This is a genomic window from Candidatus Kuenenia sp., assembly GCF_027493735.1.
Taxonomy (GTDB): domain Bacteria; phylum Planctomycetota; class Brocadiia; order Brocadiales; family Brocadiaceae; genus Kuenenia; species Kuenenia stuttgartiensis_A.
Window position 1 is genome coordinate 246,849 of the sequence record NZ_JAOSKF010000012.1, and the last position, 17,867, is coordinate 264,715.

Genomic DNA, 17,867 nt, shown 5'->3' on the forward strand with positions numbered 1-17,867 from the left:
TTACAAGGGCTTGATTTTACAGAGGATCTAATTGCCTGTTCCAAGACGCTCATTGTGGGGAGAATGGTTCATCCTGGCAGCGAGCGTGATACCGTGCGATGGCTTTCTGAAACAAGCGGGGGTGGTAGAGCTGTTAGACTCCGGGGTTAAACTGTATGATAAAGCGCTGCATCGCGCGGCAGTTTTGCTGTGGGAGAATCATGTTGCCATAGAGCAAGGGTTATCAAAGCGGGCGCGAGAGATATTTTTCCCTCAAAGAGATGGTGATTTTATATGATTTAACAAATACCTATTTTGAGGGTAGCAAAAGAGAGTCGTAATGATTGTCCGTTAATTACGCTATCCCTTACCGTTGATGAAGAGGGATTTCCCAAACAGAGCAAGATTTTCTGGGGCAATGCATCAGGGCCTGATATCCTGAAAGATATTTTGGCGGGATTAAAAAAAGAAGTTGGAATAGAGGCATTCAATTGTTTTCGGCTTCACCACTATTGCAAATAAATCATTGAATGGTTATATTCAGACATTACGCTGCCTGTTGGAGTGTTAAAAGCATCGCAAAAAAATCATTTAAATTGCGTCTTTTGAAAAACGTAAGAGCTAGAGACGAAAGACGAAGGATGTCCGTAGTCCGTAATCCATAATCCATCGTCCCTACATTGTGCGGAAAACAGCGCTATTATTGGAATTTTTCAAAAAACTAAAGTGTTACGATTTCTCCTTTTAATTTTGAGTGAAATAAACAAAACAAGTGAAATGTATATGGAATTTAAAAATAAAAGAGTTACCGTTATGGGACTCGGTGTATTTGGGGGTGGCATTGGCATAACACAATTTCTTGCAAGGCAGGGGGCGCATGTCACGGTAACGGATATAAAGAGTAAAACAGATCTTTCACAATCCCTGCGGCATCTTGAAAATCTGCAGATTACTTACCGGCTGGGCGAACACAGAGATGTAGATTTTATCAATACTGATATGGTCATCGTCAGCCCTGCTGTTCCCGGGGATTCAAAATTCATACAAATTGCAAGGGAAAACGGTGTTCCTATTGACACAGAAATGAACATATTCTTTAAACTTTGTCCCGCTTTCACCATTGGAGTAACCGGCAGCAACGGGAAATCCACCACAACCACGCTGATTGGCGACATTTTGCAACAAACCTCCAATAAAATATGGGTTGGAGGCAACATCGGTAAATCACTGCTTCTGCAACTCGAAGAAATGAAGCCGGCGGATATTGTGGTGCTGGAGCTATCCAGTTTTCAACTGGAATCGCTCTCTTCAATTAAAAAGAGTCCCTGTATAAGTATAGTAACAAATATTTCTCCCAACCATCTGGACAGGCATAAAGACATTGATTCTTATATCCATGCAAAGAAGAATATTATCTTGCATCAGAAGCAGAGTGATTCCGCCATTCTGAATTACGATGACACGGAGCTGAGAACATGGGGAAAAGAATGTTATGGCCGTGTTTTGTGGTACAGCACACAACAACCGGTAGAAAATGGCGCATTTCGTGAAAACGAACATATTGTAATTTCCATAGATGGGAATACCATTTCGATACCCTGTGTCTCAAAAATCAAACTTCCTGGAGACCACAATCTCCACAATGTACTTGCAGCATCGTGTGCAACATATTTACACGGCGCAAACAAACAAACCATTGAAAAAACAGTTACTTCTTTTTGTGGATTAGAACACCGTTTGGAATTTGTAAGAGAGGCAAAAGGCATCAGGTATTATAATGATTCTAAAGCAACCACCCCCGAATCTGCAATTGCCGCAATTATGAGTTTTAAGAACTCTGTGCTTATTGCTGGAGGATACGATAAGGGAAGCGATTTTGAGGAATTTGCCGCAATTTGTTCAAATTACTGTAAAGCTGTTGTTCTTATTGGAAAAACTGCAAACAAAATAGAGGAACTTATTTCTCTAAAAAAGGGGGAAAAAGAATACCCCCATGTATGCGTTGCAAATACCTTAAAAGACGCCTTTCAAACAGCAAATACCCTCACAACACCGGGAGGCGTTTTATTGTTCTCACCAGCCTGCGCTAGCTATGATATGTTTAATAACTATGAAGAACGCGGCAAACAATTTAAAAATATGGTGTTGTCACTATGACTAAATATATACTCAATCAGACTGAAACCCGTGGTTTCAGTCTGATTGAGTATATTTCTCTTCTCCGGGACGAAGCGGACTTTTCGGCATCCATTTATAATTTCCATCGCTTGTATCATCTTTTCTGTAATTGTAAGATTTTACGATAGTTTCTATTATGGGATCAGTTATACTCAAGGGGTACATAAAATGTGATTCCAGAAATACTATGACTATTTATTTCAACAAAAGTTAAATCTAATTTTAGAAATCCCTATTTGCGAACTCTTACGGTATAGTAAAAGAAGAATATCCACATAATTACCTATGCTTGCGGTTGCTATCCACTGAATAGTGAATTCATTGTCTATTAACAATGACGTTCTTGCATGGGGACGCATTATTTTTATGAATTTTTCTTCTTTTATCCTCTCCGCTACAATATTAATAGTTTTATTGTTGTCATTCGATTTTGCTTCGATTGTTCACATGTTCTTCCCTACGGAAAGTTTATCTCTGTTAATAACAACAGTGACGTTTTTTTCTTCTTGTTTTTCGCACATCCCGGATTTTAGCGGAAGCGAAATCCATTCGATGTCTTTAGGGATATCAATTTCATACTGAAGTGTCTTTACATTAGAAAGAATTTTCCACTTTTCTTTTCCTTTATTCAGTAAGGTAAATGACTTTTTGGTTTCAATATCGCCAAAATTTAATTCCATTGGAACGATTTCAAGAACCGGCTCTACTCTGTCCAGATATTTGAGTACAACAATCGCAATTATAATGATACCCATTAAGGCAATGATTTTTTTACGGGTGATTTTTTTTTCATTTTTGACGCCTCCTGTAAAATCCGATTTAACGTTTTATCCAACGAATAAATTCATAAAAGAGATTAATTGCCGGTTGGGATAATGAATGTCTGTATAACGTTCTGAAAGTATTGTCGTTATCATGCGATATTATGCGATTGTCCTTGTCAAATATCCTTGTTTGACACAAAAAGCATCTCCCGATGCCCTACGGAATCCCTGGCAATTACAAAGATGGGTATATCCTGTGACTCTGACACCTTTTTAAAATCCTTGTCTCTGATAAACAGAAAGACCCGTTCGTTTGAATTCATGTATTTCTTCAGATCCTCAGAATCATTTATTACCGGCATGTGATTTCTATTCGTATAAAACAGGTATGTGTCTCTGAGAAAATTATACATTGCCAGTTGATCGCCGGGTTTCATTGCAGCATTTGCCTTGTCGCAAATTTCCTTTGCCGATTTGTACTGATTTAATAATGGGATTACCTGCAGTGTACTCAGGGTAAATAGAGAGAAAACAAGCAGGATGAGGACAAAGAGGAAAGGCAATATTCTTGAGTGTTTTATGAAACGCAGCATAATTATGCCGCCGGCAAAAAGTAACAATACAAATGGTATGGTAAGACGAATGTGTTCAGGCCGAAATTTGTATATACCTAACGGTAAGAGAAACCCTAGAAATATGGTTAGTCCGCTTATGAAATAACAAGGGATATAGCCTGTTTTCCTGAAACGGATATCCCTGAATTGTTCTACAAACTCATTCAGAAACCATGCGATTATTAAAGAGGCGGCAGGATAGAGTGGAAGAACGTAGATGTCCCTTTTCCCCGAAACGATAGAAAAGAAAAAGAAGATAACGACAAACCAAACCGCAGGGAATACCACTTCCTGAAACCTCTTTCTCCCTTCTCGTGAAAACAGATACACGACAACGCCTGGGATAAAGATTGTCCACGGAAAATAATTCAGGGGGAAATGGATAAAATAGTAATAAAGAGGCCGTTTATGGGCAAAGGAATCAGCGAACCGTCCGATATTTTGCTTGAATAATATTTGTTGCGTATATTCCTTACCACCGTATATGCCTGCCAGATATACCCACGAGAACACCAAAATTGCAAAAAGAACTCCCCCTATCCAGGGTTTTGTTTCTTTCAAAACTTTTATATCTCTTTTCAGAGAAAGATATGCCACGACTACGAGGAATGGAAGAAGAAATCCTACAGGGCCTTTTGTAAGCGTTCCAAGGGCCATGAAGATATAAAAGAGGGTGTAATAACGGCCTTTATTTCCCGCTTCCTTATAGCCTTTATAGAAACTGAACAAGGCTGCCATAACGAAAAAGGTAAGCAGCACGTCAAAGGCAGCACGGTGCGTCATCCAAAGGAATTTTATGCTGGTGGCGAGTATAAGGGCTGAAAGCAAGCCTATTCTGGTGTTATGGAAAACATTTCTGGCAAAATTAAACAGTATCAGGCAGCATCCCACACCTGCGAGGGCAGAAGGCAAACGCGCGGACAGGTGCGTTATTTTACCGAACGGGACGGAAAACAGATTAATCATCCAGAATAAAAGGGGGGGTTTGTGGGGATATGGTTCGCTATTTAACTGCGGAAGTATAAAATTGCCGCTATCCCGCATTTCTTTGGAGACCTGTGCGTAACGGGGTTCATCCGGCGCCCAAAAATCCCTTTTTCCTGTATTGAAGAGAAAGAGGAATGAAAGGAAAAGTACCAGGATGACGGTCAATAAGCGTATATTTATCGTAGTTTTGTTCATTTAAATAACGATATTTGTACGATGCTATGTGATAATATGACGATACTCCCTTCATGTGAAAAGGAATACATTGTAAGGAATTTTAGCACAGTTAACAAATTCCGTCAACGATTATAGCAAAATGATAATGGGTTTTTTGGCCAGTAAATGGCTTTGTATTAAACTGTAAACCTTTTGAGTATATCTGTTATTGGCTTGACAATGTTTAACCCTCTCAGTATCCTAAACTGGCAAAGCCTGAACCAAGCAAGAAATACGAAATACGAAGTACGAAATACGAAACAAATTCGAATAACAAAGCATAAAATCCAAAACATACAACAATATGAAGCACGAAATGCAAGATACGAAAGACGTACTTGTTTAGAATTTCAAATCATTTTGTTATTGGAATTTGTTTCGTATCTCGTGTTTTCGGATTTTACTGTTAAATATTTTGCCTGAAAATGCAAAGAAATTAAGGTCTTTCCATGGAAAAGAGGGTAATTCAATTTGTCTCATATTTATATTTTCGAAGACGCCAATTATTCACGCCTTGCTCCCCTCGTATACACCAGGGCAACGTTTGAGTTGCGTTGTGGTTTGTATACGCAATGGGAAAGGATATCTAGACTTTATCCCGGTGCTACCATTACCCTTTTCTGCAGGGATGCCCTCGCGGATATTGTAAAGGAACGTTATCCCCTGGAGGTGAATGCCCCCCGGAAACAGAACGATAGCTGTCTTTTTATAAACGGCCGCGCGATTCTTTCGCGTCCTGTTTCTTTGGAAGGCCCTGAGGAAATTGGCATGCAAGGCGATACGGTTGTTTACCTTCGTCTCAAAAAAAATTCCCCTGGAAAAATATCGTATAACACATTTCTTGAAGAAAACTATCATGAAAAATGGGAAAACACCTTGCCTAGGGTTGATATTCATACGCCGGTATTCAGTTATTATTGGGACATTATAAAACGTAATGCACATCAAATAGCGGAAGACTTTTCCTTATTTGTTAAGGAGGGACGGAATGCGGGGAACGTGTATGAAGGCACTTATCTCATCAATAAAGATAAGATATACATTGGAAAGGGCAGCAGGATCAAACCTTGCTGTGTACTCGACGCAGAGAATGGGCCGGTTTATATTGGCAATAATGTAACCATTTCCCCTAATACCTCCATTGAGGGGCCGGTTTACATTGGAGATAATTCTGTAATCCTGCCCAATTCGCGGTTACGGGGAGGCACCAATATCGGAGAAGTATGCAAAATAGGGGGAGAAATCGTAAACACAATATTCCACAGCTTTACCAACAAACAACATGACGGATTCTTGGGCGACTCCTATCTTGGTTCATGGGTCAACATCGGGGCGGATACAACGAACAGTAATTTACTTAATACCTATGGCCTCATAAAAGTTCAAATGGGAAATACCCTCATAAACACAAACCACAATTCCCTTGGCATGGCGATGGGAGATCATACGAAAACCGCCATAAATACGACGATTATGACAGGGAGTGTCATTGGCTTTGCATGCAATATTGTCACCAATCTCTATCCTCCGAAATATCTACCTTCGTTTTCATGGTGTACCGTCAATGGGATAAGGGTTTACGAGTGGGATAAGGCATTATGTGTGGCAAGGCTTGCTATGGAAAGACGGGATAAAAAAATGTCCGCTGCGGAAGAGGAACTTTTTAAAAAAATATTTCAGCTTACTGAAAATGAAAGAACTATATGCAAAAAGACATAAAACATGAACAAATCATCAACGAAAAGATAATTATCGATACCAGTATCTTTACCAATCCGGAAGTTTATCAGACCTTTGGCAATGACCCTACAGATGCCCTGCGTTCTTTTCTTGAAATTATCAGCAAATTGAAAGGGCCTATCTTTTATATGCCGCAGACGATTTATGAGGAGCTTTTAAACTTTGTAGAGATAAAAGATATACAAGTTGATTTGCAAATGTTATTGCAGCAAAAATCCCCGAAACGTTACGAGTTGACCGTTCCTGCGTTTTTGCTCTATGAACTTATTGAAGACGTACGGCTGAGGATCGATAAGGGCTTGAGGGTGGCGGAAACCGCCGTCAGGGAAACCTCGCCCGATACCGAACCTGAAGCGATAGCAAATCTCAGGAAAAAATATCGCATGGCGCTGCGTGAGGGAATTATTGACAGCAAAGAAGACGTTGATTTAATCCTGCTTGCAAAAGAAATGGACGGCATAATGATGACTGCGGATACCGGCATTGTCAAATGGGCGGATAAGCTAGGTATAAGGTACATCGACCCTCGCATGTTACGGAGTATTTTGGATAAGCTGGCTGCTGCCTCCTGATGGTACTGCCAAATGCCTGATTTAAAAATCTGTGTAATACGGAGGATCTGTGGTTTCAATATCTTTTTACCGGTTTTGAAGCTTTACCAACACTGTTTAGGTTGTTAATTATTACGTCTCTATCATGTGTCCAAGTTTTTCCTTTTTCGTACGCAGATATTTTTGATTTTCTGCGTTTGGTTCAACAACGATTGGCACGCGCTCAACTATTTCCAGTCCATATCCTGCAAGCGCGGCAAATTTTTTTGGATTGTTCGAAAGCAAACGCATTTTAGTAATGCCCAGATCTCTTAAAATTTGTGCGCCGATTCCATAGTCCCTTTTGTCCACTGGAAGTCCTAGTTTCTCATTTGCCTCTACCGTATCCAATCCTTTATCTTGTAAGTGGTACGCATGCAATTTGTTTTCTAAGCCGATCCCTCGTCCTTCCTGCCTCATATAAAGCAAAACACCCTTACCGTTTTCCTTTATGATTTTGAGGGCATTATGAAGCTGTTCTCCGCAGTCACAACGCAAAGAACCGAAAACATCGCTCGTCAGACATTCATCGTGTACCCTTACCAGTATCGGTTCATTTTGCATTGGGGAAGGAGTATTTATGTCTTTGCTGCCAACTTCCAGGCATAAAGCAAGGTGGAGGTACTCATCAACAAAGGAACGATAGAGATGAAGGATGAATTCCCCATATATTGTGGGGAGTTTTGCGGTTACGCGTTTCTCAATTAATCGTTCCTGTTCATGGCGGTATTTTATGATATCCGCAATTGTACAGATTTTGAGATTGTTTTTTTCGGCAAATTTTTTGAGGTCCGGAAGTTTTGCCATGTTTCCGTCTTCCCTCATAATTTCGCAAATGACTGCGGCATTTTTGAGACCGGCAATGCGGGTTAGGTCAACGGCTCCTTCTGTATGGCCGGCTCTGACAAGAACTCCGCCGTTATGCGCCTTTAGCGGAAATATGTGACCTGGTCGAACAAAGTCTTCCGCAGTGGCATTATCATCAATGGCTGTTAATATGGTCGTTGCCCTGTCTTTGGAAGATACGCCTGTGGAAATTTCTCTTGCGGCGTCAACGGAAACGGTAAAAGGCGTCTGAAAGCTTGATGTGTTATTGGAAACCATTGGATAAAAGTCCAGTTCTTCAGCCCTTTTGGCATTTATCGCAAGGCAAAGAATGCCTCTTGCATGTGTTAGTATAAAGTTAATAGCTTCGGGAGTAACCTTTTCCGCTGCAAGAATTAAATCCCCCTCATTTTCCCGACTCTCGTCGTCTATTAATATTGTCATTTTCCCATTTCTAAGGTCTTCTATTACTTCTTGTATTGAATTGAATTGCATTGAATACACCTCACAATTGATTTGTCTATGAAATACTGCCCGTGTTGTAAAAGGACAAGCATGAACTGTTATTTAAAGATAATAATATTACATAAATATACGATAATTTCGTAACATTTTAGTTTTTTTAAAAAGAATGGGCGAAACATTTGCTCCTTTGGGTATGAATGCATTTATGACAATTTACAGCAAATACTTCGCCCTTACACTATGCGGCAAAACACCGCTATTATTGGAATTTTTCAAAAAACTAAAGTGTTACAAAGTAGCATATTATTTCCTATAACTATAACAGAGGCAAAGTCTTAATCAAGCAAAAAGCTAACATGGCAAAGTTTTTTAATTTGCCTTGACACATTTATTTTTTAGTTGTACGATTTGAAATCCTAAAACTATTGCAATGTCTGCGGTAAACCTATCGTAAGGCTTTGCATTAAAACAAATTAAGCTGCCTTTGGCAGCGACTTTATGCCGTTGCTGATGTTTAATTGCATAGACGCATTGCATGCGTCTATAAACTGTTGCATGTAATGAAAATGTTGACAAAACAGAGACGTATGCAATGCGTCTATACAAAAATATTGAAATTCCCCGGTGTTATAAATTATGAATGAAAAAAAGGCAATATTGGTACTGGAAGACGGAACGTGTTTCAATGGATGCTCATTAGGGGCTGCCGGAGAGACAATTGGGGAACTTGTCTTCAATACGAGCATGATGGGATATCAGGAAATCCTGACAGATCCATCATATGCAGGTCAGATTGTTGCTTTAACGTATCCGTTAATAGGCAATTATGGCATTAATGAAGAGGACGTTGAATCATACAAACTTTTTCTGGAAGGATTTATCGTTAAAGAATGCTCTCCATTCTCCAGTAATTGGCGGTCAAAAATAGATTTATCAGAATTTCTTGTGAAAAATGGGATCGTTGGTATTCAAGGTATTGATACCAGGGCACTTACATGCCAGATCCGTGATTTTGGATCGCAGCAGGGCATTATTTCAACCATAGATTTTGATAGGACACGGTTGCAGGAAAAAGCAAAATCAGCGCCTGGTCTTACCGGAAGAGATTTGGTTGCAAAGGTGACCTGTGAAAAACCGTATGACTGGGTAAATAAAAAAGGCACACCTCACTTATCCCGTAAATACAAGGTTATTGTTTATGATTGTGGCGTAAAATACTCTATTTTAAGAAAATTGGCGCATGCCGGTTGTTCTGTACACGTCGTTCCTGCAAAAACCTCATTTGAAACGGTATTGGAGATGAATCCTGACGGCATTGTTCTTTCCAACGGACCTGGAGACCCTTCGGTCGTTTCATATATGATTGAGAACATTAAAGGCCTGTTAGGGAAAAGGCCAATATTTGGGATATGCCTGGGACATCAGTTGCTGGCGCTCGCATTGGGGCTGAAAACGTCCAAACTCAAGTTTGGGCATCATGGCGGAAATCAACCCGTCATGGATTTATCGACTAAAAAGGTGGAAATCACTGCCCAGAATCACTGTTTTGCCGTGGAAATACCATCGCAGGGCATGTTGCATAAAAGCACTTATGGGGATGTGGAAATTACACATCTGAACTTAAATGATAAATCCGTAGAGGGGTTGAAATGCCATTCTGTGCCTGCCTTTTCCGTGCAATACCACCCGGAAGCCTCCCCAGGGCCTCACGATGCAGATTATTTGTTTGATAGATTTTTGCAGACGATGAAAAGTTGATGCTTTGGAGAGATATGAGCAAAAAGGAAACCACAGATTTCTTGGCGCGGCCTTTGGCTGCAACCAAATTCGAAATACGAAATAAATGCTAAATTTTAATTTCAAAATGTTCAAAACCCGTTTTTTTCATTGAGATTTTGTATTTTGAAATTTGTTTCGGATTTCGTGCTTCGCATTTCGGATTTTTTATATTGTGCTTGTTATGTTCCAGCTATACCAGCTTAGGGACTAATAAGTTTGTTCGTGCCAACCAACCCTATCGATATTAAGATGCTACATTAAATTTTTCGGGGAATAGATACTTTTAGCTATATATAAAATGCCCAAACGAAATGATATTGAAAAAATCCTGATTATTGGCTCTGGCCCTATTGTCATTGGCCAGGCGTGCGAATTTGATTATTCCGGCACCCAGGCATGCCACGCCTTAAGGGAAGAGGGATATACGGTTATCCTGGTAAACAGCAACCCGGCGACGATTATGACTGACCCGGAGGTGGCGGACAAAACGTATATTGAACCCATCACAACGGAAATAATTACAAAAATCATTGAAAAGGAACGCCCGCAGGCGATATTGCCGACGCTTGGGGGGCAGACAGGGCTAAATGCCGCTGTGTCCCTTGCAGAAAAAGGCGTATTGGATAAGTTTAATGTAGAGCTTATAGGCGCAAAACTAAAAGCCATAAAAATGGCTGAAGACCGTTCGCAATTTAAGGCGGCGATGGGGCGTATTGGCGTACAAGTGCCTGAAAGTGTGTATGTCAATTCTTTAGACACTGCGCTGAAGATTATAGACGCCATCGGTTTCCCTGCCATTATCCGTGCATCTTTCACGCTTGGAGGGTCAGGAGGCAGTACGGCGTATAACATTGAAGAATATAAAGAGTATATAACTACAGGGCTGGAGACAAGCCCCATTCATGAAGTTTTAGTAGAACGTTCAGTTCTTGGGTGGAAAGAGTATGAACTGGAAGTTATGCGTGACTTAAAAGATAATGTCGTCATCATATGCTCTATTGAAAATTTTGACCCAATGGGAGTCCATACGGGCGACAGTATCACTGTGGCGCCTGCGCAGACGCTTACTGACATGGAGTATCAGAAAATGCGTGATGCCGCGGTCAGAATCATCAGGGAAATAGGCGTTGAAACCGGAGGTTCAAATATTCAGTTTGCCGTCAACCCTGAAAATGGCGAGATGCTTGCGATTGAAATGAATCCAAGGGTCTCAAGGAGTTCTGCATTGGCTTCAAAAGCCACAGGATTCCCTATCGCAAAGATCGCCGCAAAACTTGCAATCGGGTATACGCTCGATGAAATCCCTAATGACATTACCCGCTACACCCCCGCCTGCTTTGAACCGGCCATAGATTATTGTGTAGTCAAAATTCCGCGGTTCAATTTTGACAAATTCCCTGATACTATCCAGGAGCTTACTATTCATATGAAATCAGTCGGTGAGGTTATGGCGATTGGCCGTACTTTTAAAGAAGCGGTAGGCAAGGCGATTCGTTCTCTCGAAACCGGGCGAAGCGGTTTTGACCCCCTCCTGCCTTCTGGAATCGATGACTGGACGGCTGAACAAAAATCGGAATATTTACAAATGAAACTGATTACGCCAACCCCCGACAGGTTATGGCATATTGCGGACGCTTTTCGTCTGGGCATGACCCTTGACGAAATTTATACCTATTCCCGTATTGACAAATGGTTTCTTTATAACATTAAACAAATAACAGACCTTGAAAATGAGATTAAACAAAGACATTTAATGGTAAAGTTAAAGGACAATGACGCATCACAAAAAAACAGGGATTTTGTTATGAATGCTGAATTGCTTGCAAAAGCAAAACAATATGGGTTTTCTGATATATTTTTAGCCAGGTTATGCGGTTCCGATGAGAAGACAATAAGGGAATACCGGTACCGGACGTCTGTGAGGCCGGTATTTAAACATGTGGATACATGTGCCGCAGAGTTTAAAGCATTTACCCCTTATTTATATTCAACGTACGAAACTTCGTGTGAAGCGGATCCCACTACAAAGAGAAAGATTATTATTTTGGGGAGCGGCCCTAATCGGATAGGACAAGGAATTGAGTTCGATTACTGTTGTGTGCATGGAGTTTACGCCTTAAAAGAGCTGGGGTATGAAACCATTATGGTGAATTGTAATCCGGAAACGGTAAGCACGGATTACGACACTTCTGACAGGCTCTACTTTGAACCTCTAACCATGGAAGATGTTCTGGAGATAATTCACAAGGAGAAACCCGAGGGCGTAATTGTTCAATTTGGAGGGCAGACTCCGCTGAAGCTCGCGGTTCCCCTGGAAAAAGAAGGGGTGAAAATTCTGGGCACTTCTCCTGAGAATATTGATGTTGCCGAAGACCGTGAACGGTTTGCGTTGCTTATGAACCGGTTAGGACTAAAGCAGCCGGAAAATGGCTGTGCAAACTCTGCGGAAGATGCGAAGATGATAGCAAAAAGGATAGGATATCCGGTTTTATTACGCCCATCGTATGTTTTGGGCGGAAGTGCAATGCGTATTGTATACGATGAACAGGGTCTGGAGCATTATATTTCCCATGCGGTGGAAGTATCGCATGAACATCCCGTTTTAATAGACAGCTTTTTGCAGGACGCAATAGAAATTGATGTTGATGCAATCAGTGACGGAGAAGAAGTATTTATCGGGGGAGTAATGGAACATATAGAGGAAGCAGGTGTTCATTCCGGAGACAGTGCCTGCTCGCTCCCACCTTATTCAGTGAATAATGAAATTATAGAAGAATTAAAGAAGGAAACACGGATAATAGCGCTTGCACTGAACGTCATAGGCCTTATTAACATTCAATATGCGGTAAAAGATAAGGTGATATATGTGCTGGAGGTGAATCCGCGCGCTTCAAGGACAATACCCTTTGTAAGCAAGGCGATAGGCGTGCCGATGGCTAAGATTGCGGCTAAAGTAATTGCAGGGGAAAAGCTTCGTGGGTTAAATATGCCCGAAAATATCACGATGAGACACACTGCCGTAAAAGAGGCGGTTTTCCCCTTTTTAAAGTTTAAAGGGGTTGATACATTGCTGGGGCCTGAAATGAAATCGACTGGAGAAGTTATGGGACTGGATAAAGATTTCGGGCGCGCATACGCAAAGGCGCAGATGTCTGCCAATTACTGCCTCCCATTAGTCGGCTCCGTTTTTATAAGTGTAAGGGATAAGGATAAGAAACCTATCGTGCAAATAGCAAAAAAGCTGCTCCAAATGGGATTTAAAATAACGGCTACAAAGGGCACTGCAGCGGCACTCTCAGAAGAAAATATTTCTGTTACGCCCGTTTTAAAAGTAATAGAAGGGCGCCCGAATATCGTTGACCATATAAAGAATAATGAAGTACAACTCGTCATAAACACGGCAGAGGGAAAGGCTGCGCAGGAGGCGTCTTTCTCCATCAGAAGAACTGCTCTTACCTATCAAATTCCTTATTTTACTACCGTTGCCGGCGCTGTAGCAGCCGTAAGAGCGATAGAGGCATTAAAAAGCGGAACCCTTGATGTAAGGTCGATCCAGGAGTATCATCAACGGTAATTATTTTTTGTGGCAGAGAAAATACCATTCCGTCCGGTTATATTTCAATGTGAAACAAACGGCCGAATCGGTCATTTTTGTTTGTTGAGGCAGTATGTATGGATTATATTTCAAATACAGAATCCGATAAAAAAAAGATGCTTGAAGATATGGGCATATCCTCCCTGGATGCACTTCTTGGTGAAATCCCCGAAGCATTAAGAAACTTTTCCCTGTCACTCCCACCCGGTTTATCAGAACCGGAGGTGCTGCATGCCATAAAAAAATTAAGCAAAAAGAATAAAACAACGGATGATTATTCTTCGTTTTTAGGCGCAGGCGCCTATGACCATTTTATTCCTTCTGTTGTTAACCATCTGGCGTCACGTAGTGAATTTTATACCTGCTACACGCCTTACCAACCGGAAGTCAGCCAGGGCACGCTTCAGGTGATGTATGAATTTCAGACCCTCATGTGCGAATTGACCGCAATGGACGTAGCAAACGCATCTATGTATGACGGCTCAACCGCATTGGCGGAGGCGGCATTGCTTTCTATACGGCATAAGGAAAAAAATAAAATTGTTTGTTCCAGTGCGATTCACCCTGAATATCGTCAGGTAATGAAAACCTATTTAAAAGGTTTTAACACAGAAATTGTTGAAATCAATTGTCCTGAAGGAACGACCGATATGCATCAATTAGAGGCATCGCTGGCAGATAATACCGCCGCCGTATTGGTACAAAGCCCGAATTTTTTTGGGTGCGTTGAAGATATGCAGGAGATTTCTGCAATAGCGCATAAACATGACGCACTTTTTGTTGCATGCGTAAATCCCATATCTCTAGGCATTCTTATGCCTCCCGGAGAATACAATGCCGATATTGCCGTAGGAGAGGGGCAGGTTTTGGGGAACTATTTAAATTACGGAGGGCCTTACCTGGGATTTTTTACTGTAAAAAATGAGCTACTGAGAAAAATGCCTGGGAGGATAGCCGGAGAGACTGTTGATAAGGCCGGGAGACGGTGTATTGTGCTGACGTTGCAGCCAAGAGAACAACATATCCGGCGGGAAAAGGCGACCTCTAACATTTGTACAAATCAGGCGCTGCTTGCCCTTCGGGCATGTATTTACCTTTGTGCGCTGGGGAAAAAGGGGATCGCTGAAATTGGTAATTTGAATATTCAGAAAAGCCATTATGCATTTGAACGACTCTGTAATCTGGATATTTTTGAACCTGTTTTTCACAACCCTTTTTTTAATGAATTTGTTTTAAAGGCGAAGAACGACTTTCGCATTGCTTCAATTATCAGGCGTATGCAGGAAAAAGGCATTCATTGTGGAATAGATATTTCTCAATACTATCCGGGAATGGTGAATTGTATGCTTCTGTGTGTAACAGAGACAAAAACGAAAGAATCTATTGACCACCTGGTGAATGAATTCACAAAATGCACCTGATGTAGGCCCGCCATTGTGGTACGGTATTCTTACTATTCATGCCGCAAAAGATTATTTTGCCTTATCTTTGACCGTATAAATGATTCCCAGGGCAAAATGCGTCTTCGAGTCTTTCGGGTTGATTTCCAAAGCTTTTTTAAGCAGTTGAATTGCCTCATCAAACTGATTCTTCTTTGAATAAGCAACACCCAGATTATAGTATGCGTCAGGGTATTTAGGATTCAGTTCTATCACCCGTTTAAATGCGGCAATAGATTCATCTGTGGCATCAATAGCCGCGTAAGCGACTCCTAAATTATAAAAGCCCATGTCAAACCTTGTGTTTCGTTTTACGGCATCTTTAAAAGCCTTTATCGCTTCATTGTATTGTGTTTTCTCATAATAATAAATTCCAAGGTTATAGAGCGCTTCTGAATACTTTGGCGATATGGCAATGGCCTTTTTTATGGTTTCAATCGCCTTGTCCGTCTGCTTCAGTTTGTAATAAATTACACTAAGATTATTATACGCCTTCACAAAATTCGCATCTGTTTCGATTGTTTTAATATACGCACCAATAGCTTCTTCGGTCATGCCCTTTTCATCATAAAGCACTCCAAGGTTATAATGCGCCTCAACAAATTCCGGATTTGCTGCAATTGCCTGTTTAAAGGCATTGATGGAAGCATCTGTAGGGTCTTCCTGTTCTTTGTTCTGGCAATAACTGATTGTTGTTAAAGCAAAAACAATAATAATTGTAATAATAGTTGTTTTCATGGCTTGTTCCTTTCTGTATGTATAATTTAATCGATTGGCACACGGTTTTCTCTTATAGGGTTGCATAGTTTTATTTCATGAGTTGCTGCGCCGACGCCTATAGATATTGGCAGTTGAATGATACGCATATCTGATGCAGTAAGGAGTTTTTCCTTATTACATGCAGAAAGAGAGAAAGAGACGAAATCACCTTTGTCAATAGGTTCATACATAGGGGGGCCGCTTTCTGTTGTAGCGGCAAGAATGCCGGAAATGCCTGGCAGAATGTATTTGCTGTCAATATCTCCCTTATATGATGCCTTTAAAAATAGTGTTCCTTCTTTCATAGCGGGCGAAAGAGCAACGCTGTATTTTGATGTAAACTTCGAGGATATCGGATTGGATAATGTCATTTTTAGTTGATCAAGGGATGGTATTGCTAATGGGACGCTATCCGTTTGTGCAAAAATTTGTTCTGGTACTCCGCCTTTTAACGCGGGCGAGACAGGTTCTTTCCTGAATGTTTTCATGATTTTATTTACAAATAAATCACCCACCAATAGTTCCTCAATGGACGCATCCTTTTTTTCCACCTTTAAAAAATGATAGTTTATACAGACTAGCGAGACGGCAAATCCAATTATTAGCAGTGAGGTAATAATCTTAGATATTAGCGGGAAGAACTTCATGACGAGATGGAACAATATGCAAAAAAGAAAAGCGGAAATACCTATTTCTAAAAGGCCGGCTTGCGGCTTGCCGGTATAGCTGAAATAAAGCATGACTAAGGATATTACCAGAAAAAAAATGCAGAAATTTGCAACCATCCGATGCCATGATTTTGTACGGGTATGAGGGTGAGGATATTTTGATGGTTCTAACAATTGGTTATTTTTTCCGGTCATTTGTTTTTCGTCCTAAAATAAATTTCCGTTCTCGCATTTCGTACTTTGGAATTTCGTATTTTCTATTTTTTGCTTGTTTGGTTCCGGTTGCATGTGTCTCTACATTAAATCTGTAATCTCACCAGTGGTCGAAACGTCATTTTCATTCCCAGTTGTGACTCTGTGTTTAAGCAATGTTTTATCATTTCAGAACAGATAAATAATACAATCTATTTCTCATTTAAACAACTACTAAAGGGTAAGGGAGTGAATTAAATAGCATTTACACCATTACTTCAAATGCTATCTATAGACCCAAAAGGGTATATCCTTTTTAGGGTATTTACTTGTTGAAATAAGTCTATAAAATGTAGGTTGTTTATGGCAATTTTTTTCCGCCTTCTGCCTTACACATACTTATGGGCGTATCCGTAGGGATGTACTCTTTTTAGGGTATTTACATAACTTCAAAATTGTATAAATTAACCGTATGAAGTGCAAAACATTAGAAAAGCGGAAAAGTAAGCGTAGTTATTTGTCATGGCTGGTAAAAGTCCGTGATTATTCAAGGACATTGCTTCATGAGACTGAAATTATAGATGTGAGCCGTAAGGGAATGAAAATCAGGACTAGGGCGAAAGCACCACAACAGGGTTTTGCTATTGTTGTTCGTATTCCGGTTGTGGACTCACATGAAGAAAGCAAGCCTGTCCTGACAATGGTGAAATGGATTCAAGAATAAAATGAAGGCACATATCTTCTCGTCCGTAAGTATATGAAGAAGGCTGATGTATGGAATTGTTCACAAGATTAATTATAGGTTTTTATGCCAGGGAAAGGACTAGATAATTATGGAAAAGAAAAAGCTTCTTATACAATTAAAATCTACTGTGGTGATAGTAATTTTGGTTTTATTTGCATGTGGAGGTGTTGTATATGCCGGATATGAAAATGGCGGAGGGGGATTTGTTCAATCGGATATTGCAAAATGTTTGTATTTTCTCATTGTGGGGATGGTACTTGTCATTGTGCGCCGGCTAAGAAAGAAAAAGTGCCACATCGGGAACAAGACGCTTTTTTAAAAACGGGGATAAT

16 protein-coding genes are annotated in these 17,867 nt (G+C 40.5%); 10 read left to right on the top strand and 6 right to left on the bottom strand.

What is annotated here, in order from left to right:
- Positions 1 to 31 precede the first annotated feature (31 nt).
- From M5U24_RS07705 to murD, 3 genes are all read left to right on the top strand, one after another.
- Positions 32 to 277: a hypothetical protein gene (locus M5U24_RS07705; protein WP_157820355.1), complete on the top strand. Its 246-nt coding sequence runs from the start codon at positions 32 to 34 to the stop codon at positions 275 to 277.
- A 17-nt stretch (positions 278 to 294) separates the two neighbouring features.
- Positions 295 to 501, top strand: coding sequence for a hypothetical protein (locus M5U24_RS07710; protein ID WP_099324053.1), 207 nt, complete (start codon positions 295 to 297; stop codon positions 499 to 501).
- Between the two features lie 261 nt (positions 502 to 762).
- Positions 763 to 2,136, top strand: coding sequence for a UDP-N-acetylmuramoyl-L-alanine--D-glutamate ligase (gene murD / locus M5U24_RS07715; RefSeq protein ID WP_157820354.1), 1,374 nt, complete (start codon positions 763 to 765; stop codon positions 2,134 to 2,136).
- 36 nt (positions 2,137 to 2,172) lie between these two features.
- Here the strand turns inward: murD and M5U24_RS07720 are convergent, their stop codons facing one another.
- The 3 genes from M5U24_RS07720 to M5U24_RS07730 form a co-directional block, all read right to left on the bottom strand.
- Complete coding sequence (locus M5U24_RS07720) at positions 2,173 to 2,322, bottom strand: hypothetical protein (RefSeq protein ID WP_164994838.1); 150 nt, start codon at positions 2,320 to 2,322, stop codon at positions 2,173 to 2,175.
- Between the two features lie 278 nt (positions 2,323 to 2,600).
- Positions 2,601 to 2,912 (bottom strand): hypothetical protein, encoded by a 312-nt coding sequence (locus M5U24_RS07725; protein ID WP_099324051.1) that lies wholly within the window; start codon positions 2,910 to 2,912, stop codon positions 2,601 to 2,603.
- 185 nt (positions 2,913 to 3,097) lie between these two features.
- Positions 3,098 to 4,717, bottom strand: coding sequence for a glycosyltransferase family 39 protein (locus M5U24_RS07730; protein ID WP_099324050.1), 1,620 nt, complete (start codon positions 4,715 to 4,717; stop codon positions 3,098 to 3,100).
- Between the two features lie 492 nt (positions 4,718 to 5,209).
- On the opposite strand from M5U24_RS07730, the gene M5U24_RS07735 reads away from it, so the two are divergent.
- Both M5U24_RS07735 and M5U24_RS07740 read left to right on the top strand, forming a co-directional pair.
- The gene (locus M5U24_RS07735) at positions 5,210 to 6,457 is read left to right on the top strand and encodes a putative sugar nucleotidyl transferase (protein ID WP_099324049.1); all 1,248 of its coding nucleotides are present in this window, start codon (positions 5,210 to 5,212) and stop codon (positions 6,455 to 6,457) included.
- Complete coding sequence (locus M5U24_RS07740) at positions 6,442 to 7,050, top strand: RNA ligase partner protein (protein ID WP_164994839.1); 609 nt, start codon at positions 6,442 to 6,444, stop codon at positions 7,048 to 7,050. Before M5U24_RS07735 ends, M5U24_RS07740 begins: the two co-directional genes overlap by 16 nt.
- Positions 7,051 to 7,161: 111 nt before the next feature.
- Here M5U24_RS07740 and M5U24_RS07745 read toward each other — a convergent pair whose 3' ends face one another.
- Positions 7,162 to 8,388 (bottom strand): bifunctional 3,4-dihydroxy-2-butanone-4-phosphate synthase/GTP cyclohydrolase II, encoded by a 1,227-nt coding sequence (locus M5U24_RS07745; RefSeq protein ID WP_164994840.1) that lies wholly within the window; start codon positions 8,386 to 8,388, stop codon positions 7,162 to 7,164.
- A 606-nt stretch (positions 8,389 to 8,994) separates the two neighbouring features.
- On the opposite strand from M5U24_RS07745, the gene carA reads away from it, so the two are divergent.
- The 3 genes from carA (at position 8,995) to gcvPA (ending at position 15,153) form a co-directional block, all read left to right on the top strand.
- The gene (gene carA / locus M5U24_RS07750) at positions 8,995 to 10,116 is read left to right on the top strand and encodes a glutamine-hydrolyzing carbamoyl-phosphate synthase small subunit (protein WP_298202056.1); all 1,122 of its coding nucleotides are present in this window, start codon (positions 8,995 to 8,997) and stop codon (positions 10,114 to 10,116) included.
- A gap of 319 nt (positions 10,117 to 10,435) precedes the next feature.
- Complete coding sequence (carB, locus tag M5U24_RS07755) at positions 10,436 to 13,711, top strand: carbamoyl-phosphate synthase large subunit (RefSeq protein WP_099324045.1); 3,276 nt, start codon at positions 10,436 to 10,438, stop codon at positions 13,709 to 13,711.
- 98 nt (positions 13,712 to 13,809) lie between these two features.
- Complete coding sequence (gene gcvPA / locus M5U24_RS07760) at positions 13,810 to 15,153, top strand: aminomethyl-transferring glycine dehydrogenase subunit GcvPA (RefSeq protein WP_099324044.1); 1,344 nt, start codon at positions 13,810 to 13,812, stop codon at positions 15,151 to 15,153.
- A 51-nt stretch (positions 15,154 to 15,204) separates the two neighbouring features.
- On the opposite strand, the gene M5U24_RS07765 is transcribed toward gcvPA, so the two are convergent.
- A complete protein-coding gene (locus M5U24_RS07765; protein ID WP_157820352.1) occupies positions 15,205 to 15,909 on the bottom strand; it encodes a tetratricopeptide repeat protein in 705 nt (234 codons plus the stop codon).
- A 26-nt stretch (positions 15,910 to 15,935) separates the two neighbouring features.
- A complete protein-coding gene (locus tag M5U24_RS07770; RefSeq protein WP_099324042.1) occupies positions 15,936 to 16,793 on the bottom strand; it encodes a hypothetical protein in 858 nt (285 codons plus the stop codon).
- A gap of 469 nt (positions 16,794 to 17,262) precedes the next feature.
- Here M5U24_RS07770 and M5U24_RS07775 point away from each other — a divergent pair, with 469 nt between their 5' ends.
- Complete coding sequence (locus M5U24_RS07775) at positions 17,263 to 17,514, top strand: PilZ domain-containing protein (RefSeq protein ID WP_099324041.1); 252 nt, start codon at positions 17,263 to 17,265, stop codon at positions 17,512 to 17,514.
- A gap of 109 nt (positions 17,515 to 17,623) precedes the next feature.
- Positions 17,624 to 17,854, top strand: coding sequence for a hypothetical protein (locus M5U24_RS07780; RefSeq protein ID WP_099324040.1), 231 nt, complete (start codon positions 17,624 to 17,626; stop codon positions 17,852 to 17,854).
- Positions 17,855 to 17,867 lie beyond the last annotated feature (13 nt).

Coding starts and splice junctions, on each gene's coding strand:
- M5U24_RS07770 (WP_099324042.1), bottom strand. CDS start 16,793: ATGACCGGAAAAAATAACCAATTGTTAGAACCATCAAAATATCCTCAC.
- M5U24_RS07745 (WP_164994840.1), bottom strand. CDS start 8,388: ATGCAATTCAATTCAATACAAGAAGTAATAGAAGACCTTAGAAATGGG.
- carA (WP_298202056.1), top strand. CDS start 8,995: ATGAATGAAAAAAAGGCAATATTGGTACTGGAAGACGGAACGTGTTTC.
- carB (WP_099324045.1), top strand. CDS start 10,436: ATGCCCAAACGAAATGATATTGAAAAAATCCTGATTATTGGCTCTGGC.
- M5U24_RS07740 (WP_164994839.1), top strand. CDS start 6,442: ATGCAAAAAGACATAAAACATGAACAAATCATCAACGAAAAGATAATT.
- M5U24_RS07725 (WP_099324051.1), bottom strand. CDS start 2,912: ATGGGTATCATTATAATTGCGATTGTTGTACTCAAATATCTGGACAGA.
- gcvPA (WP_099324044.1), top strand. CDS start 13,810: ATGGATTATATTTCAAATACAGAATCCGATAAAAAAAAGATGCTTGAA.
- M5U24_RS07730 (WP_099324050.1), bottom strand. CDS start 4,717: ATGAACAAAACTACGATAAATATACGCTTATTGACCGTCATCCTGGTA.
- murD (WP_157820354.1), top strand. CDS start 763: ATGGAATTTAAAAATAAAAGAGTTACCGTTATGGGACTCGGTGTATTT.
- M5U24_RS07720 (WP_164994838.1), bottom strand. CDS start 2,322: ATGTACCCCTTGAGTATAACTGATCCCATAATAGAAACTATCGTAAAA.
- M5U24_RS07780 (WP_099324040.1), top strand. CDS start 17,624: ATGGAAAAGAAAAAGCTTCTTATACAATTAAAATCTACTGTGGTGATA.
- M5U24_RS07775 (WP_099324041.1), top strand. CDS start 17,263: ATGAAGTGCAAAACATTAGAAAAGCGGAAAAGTAAGCGTAGTTATTTG.
- M5U24_RS07765 (WP_157820352.1), bottom strand. CDS start 15,909: ATGAAAACAACTATTATTACAATTATTATTGTTTTTGCTTTAACAACA.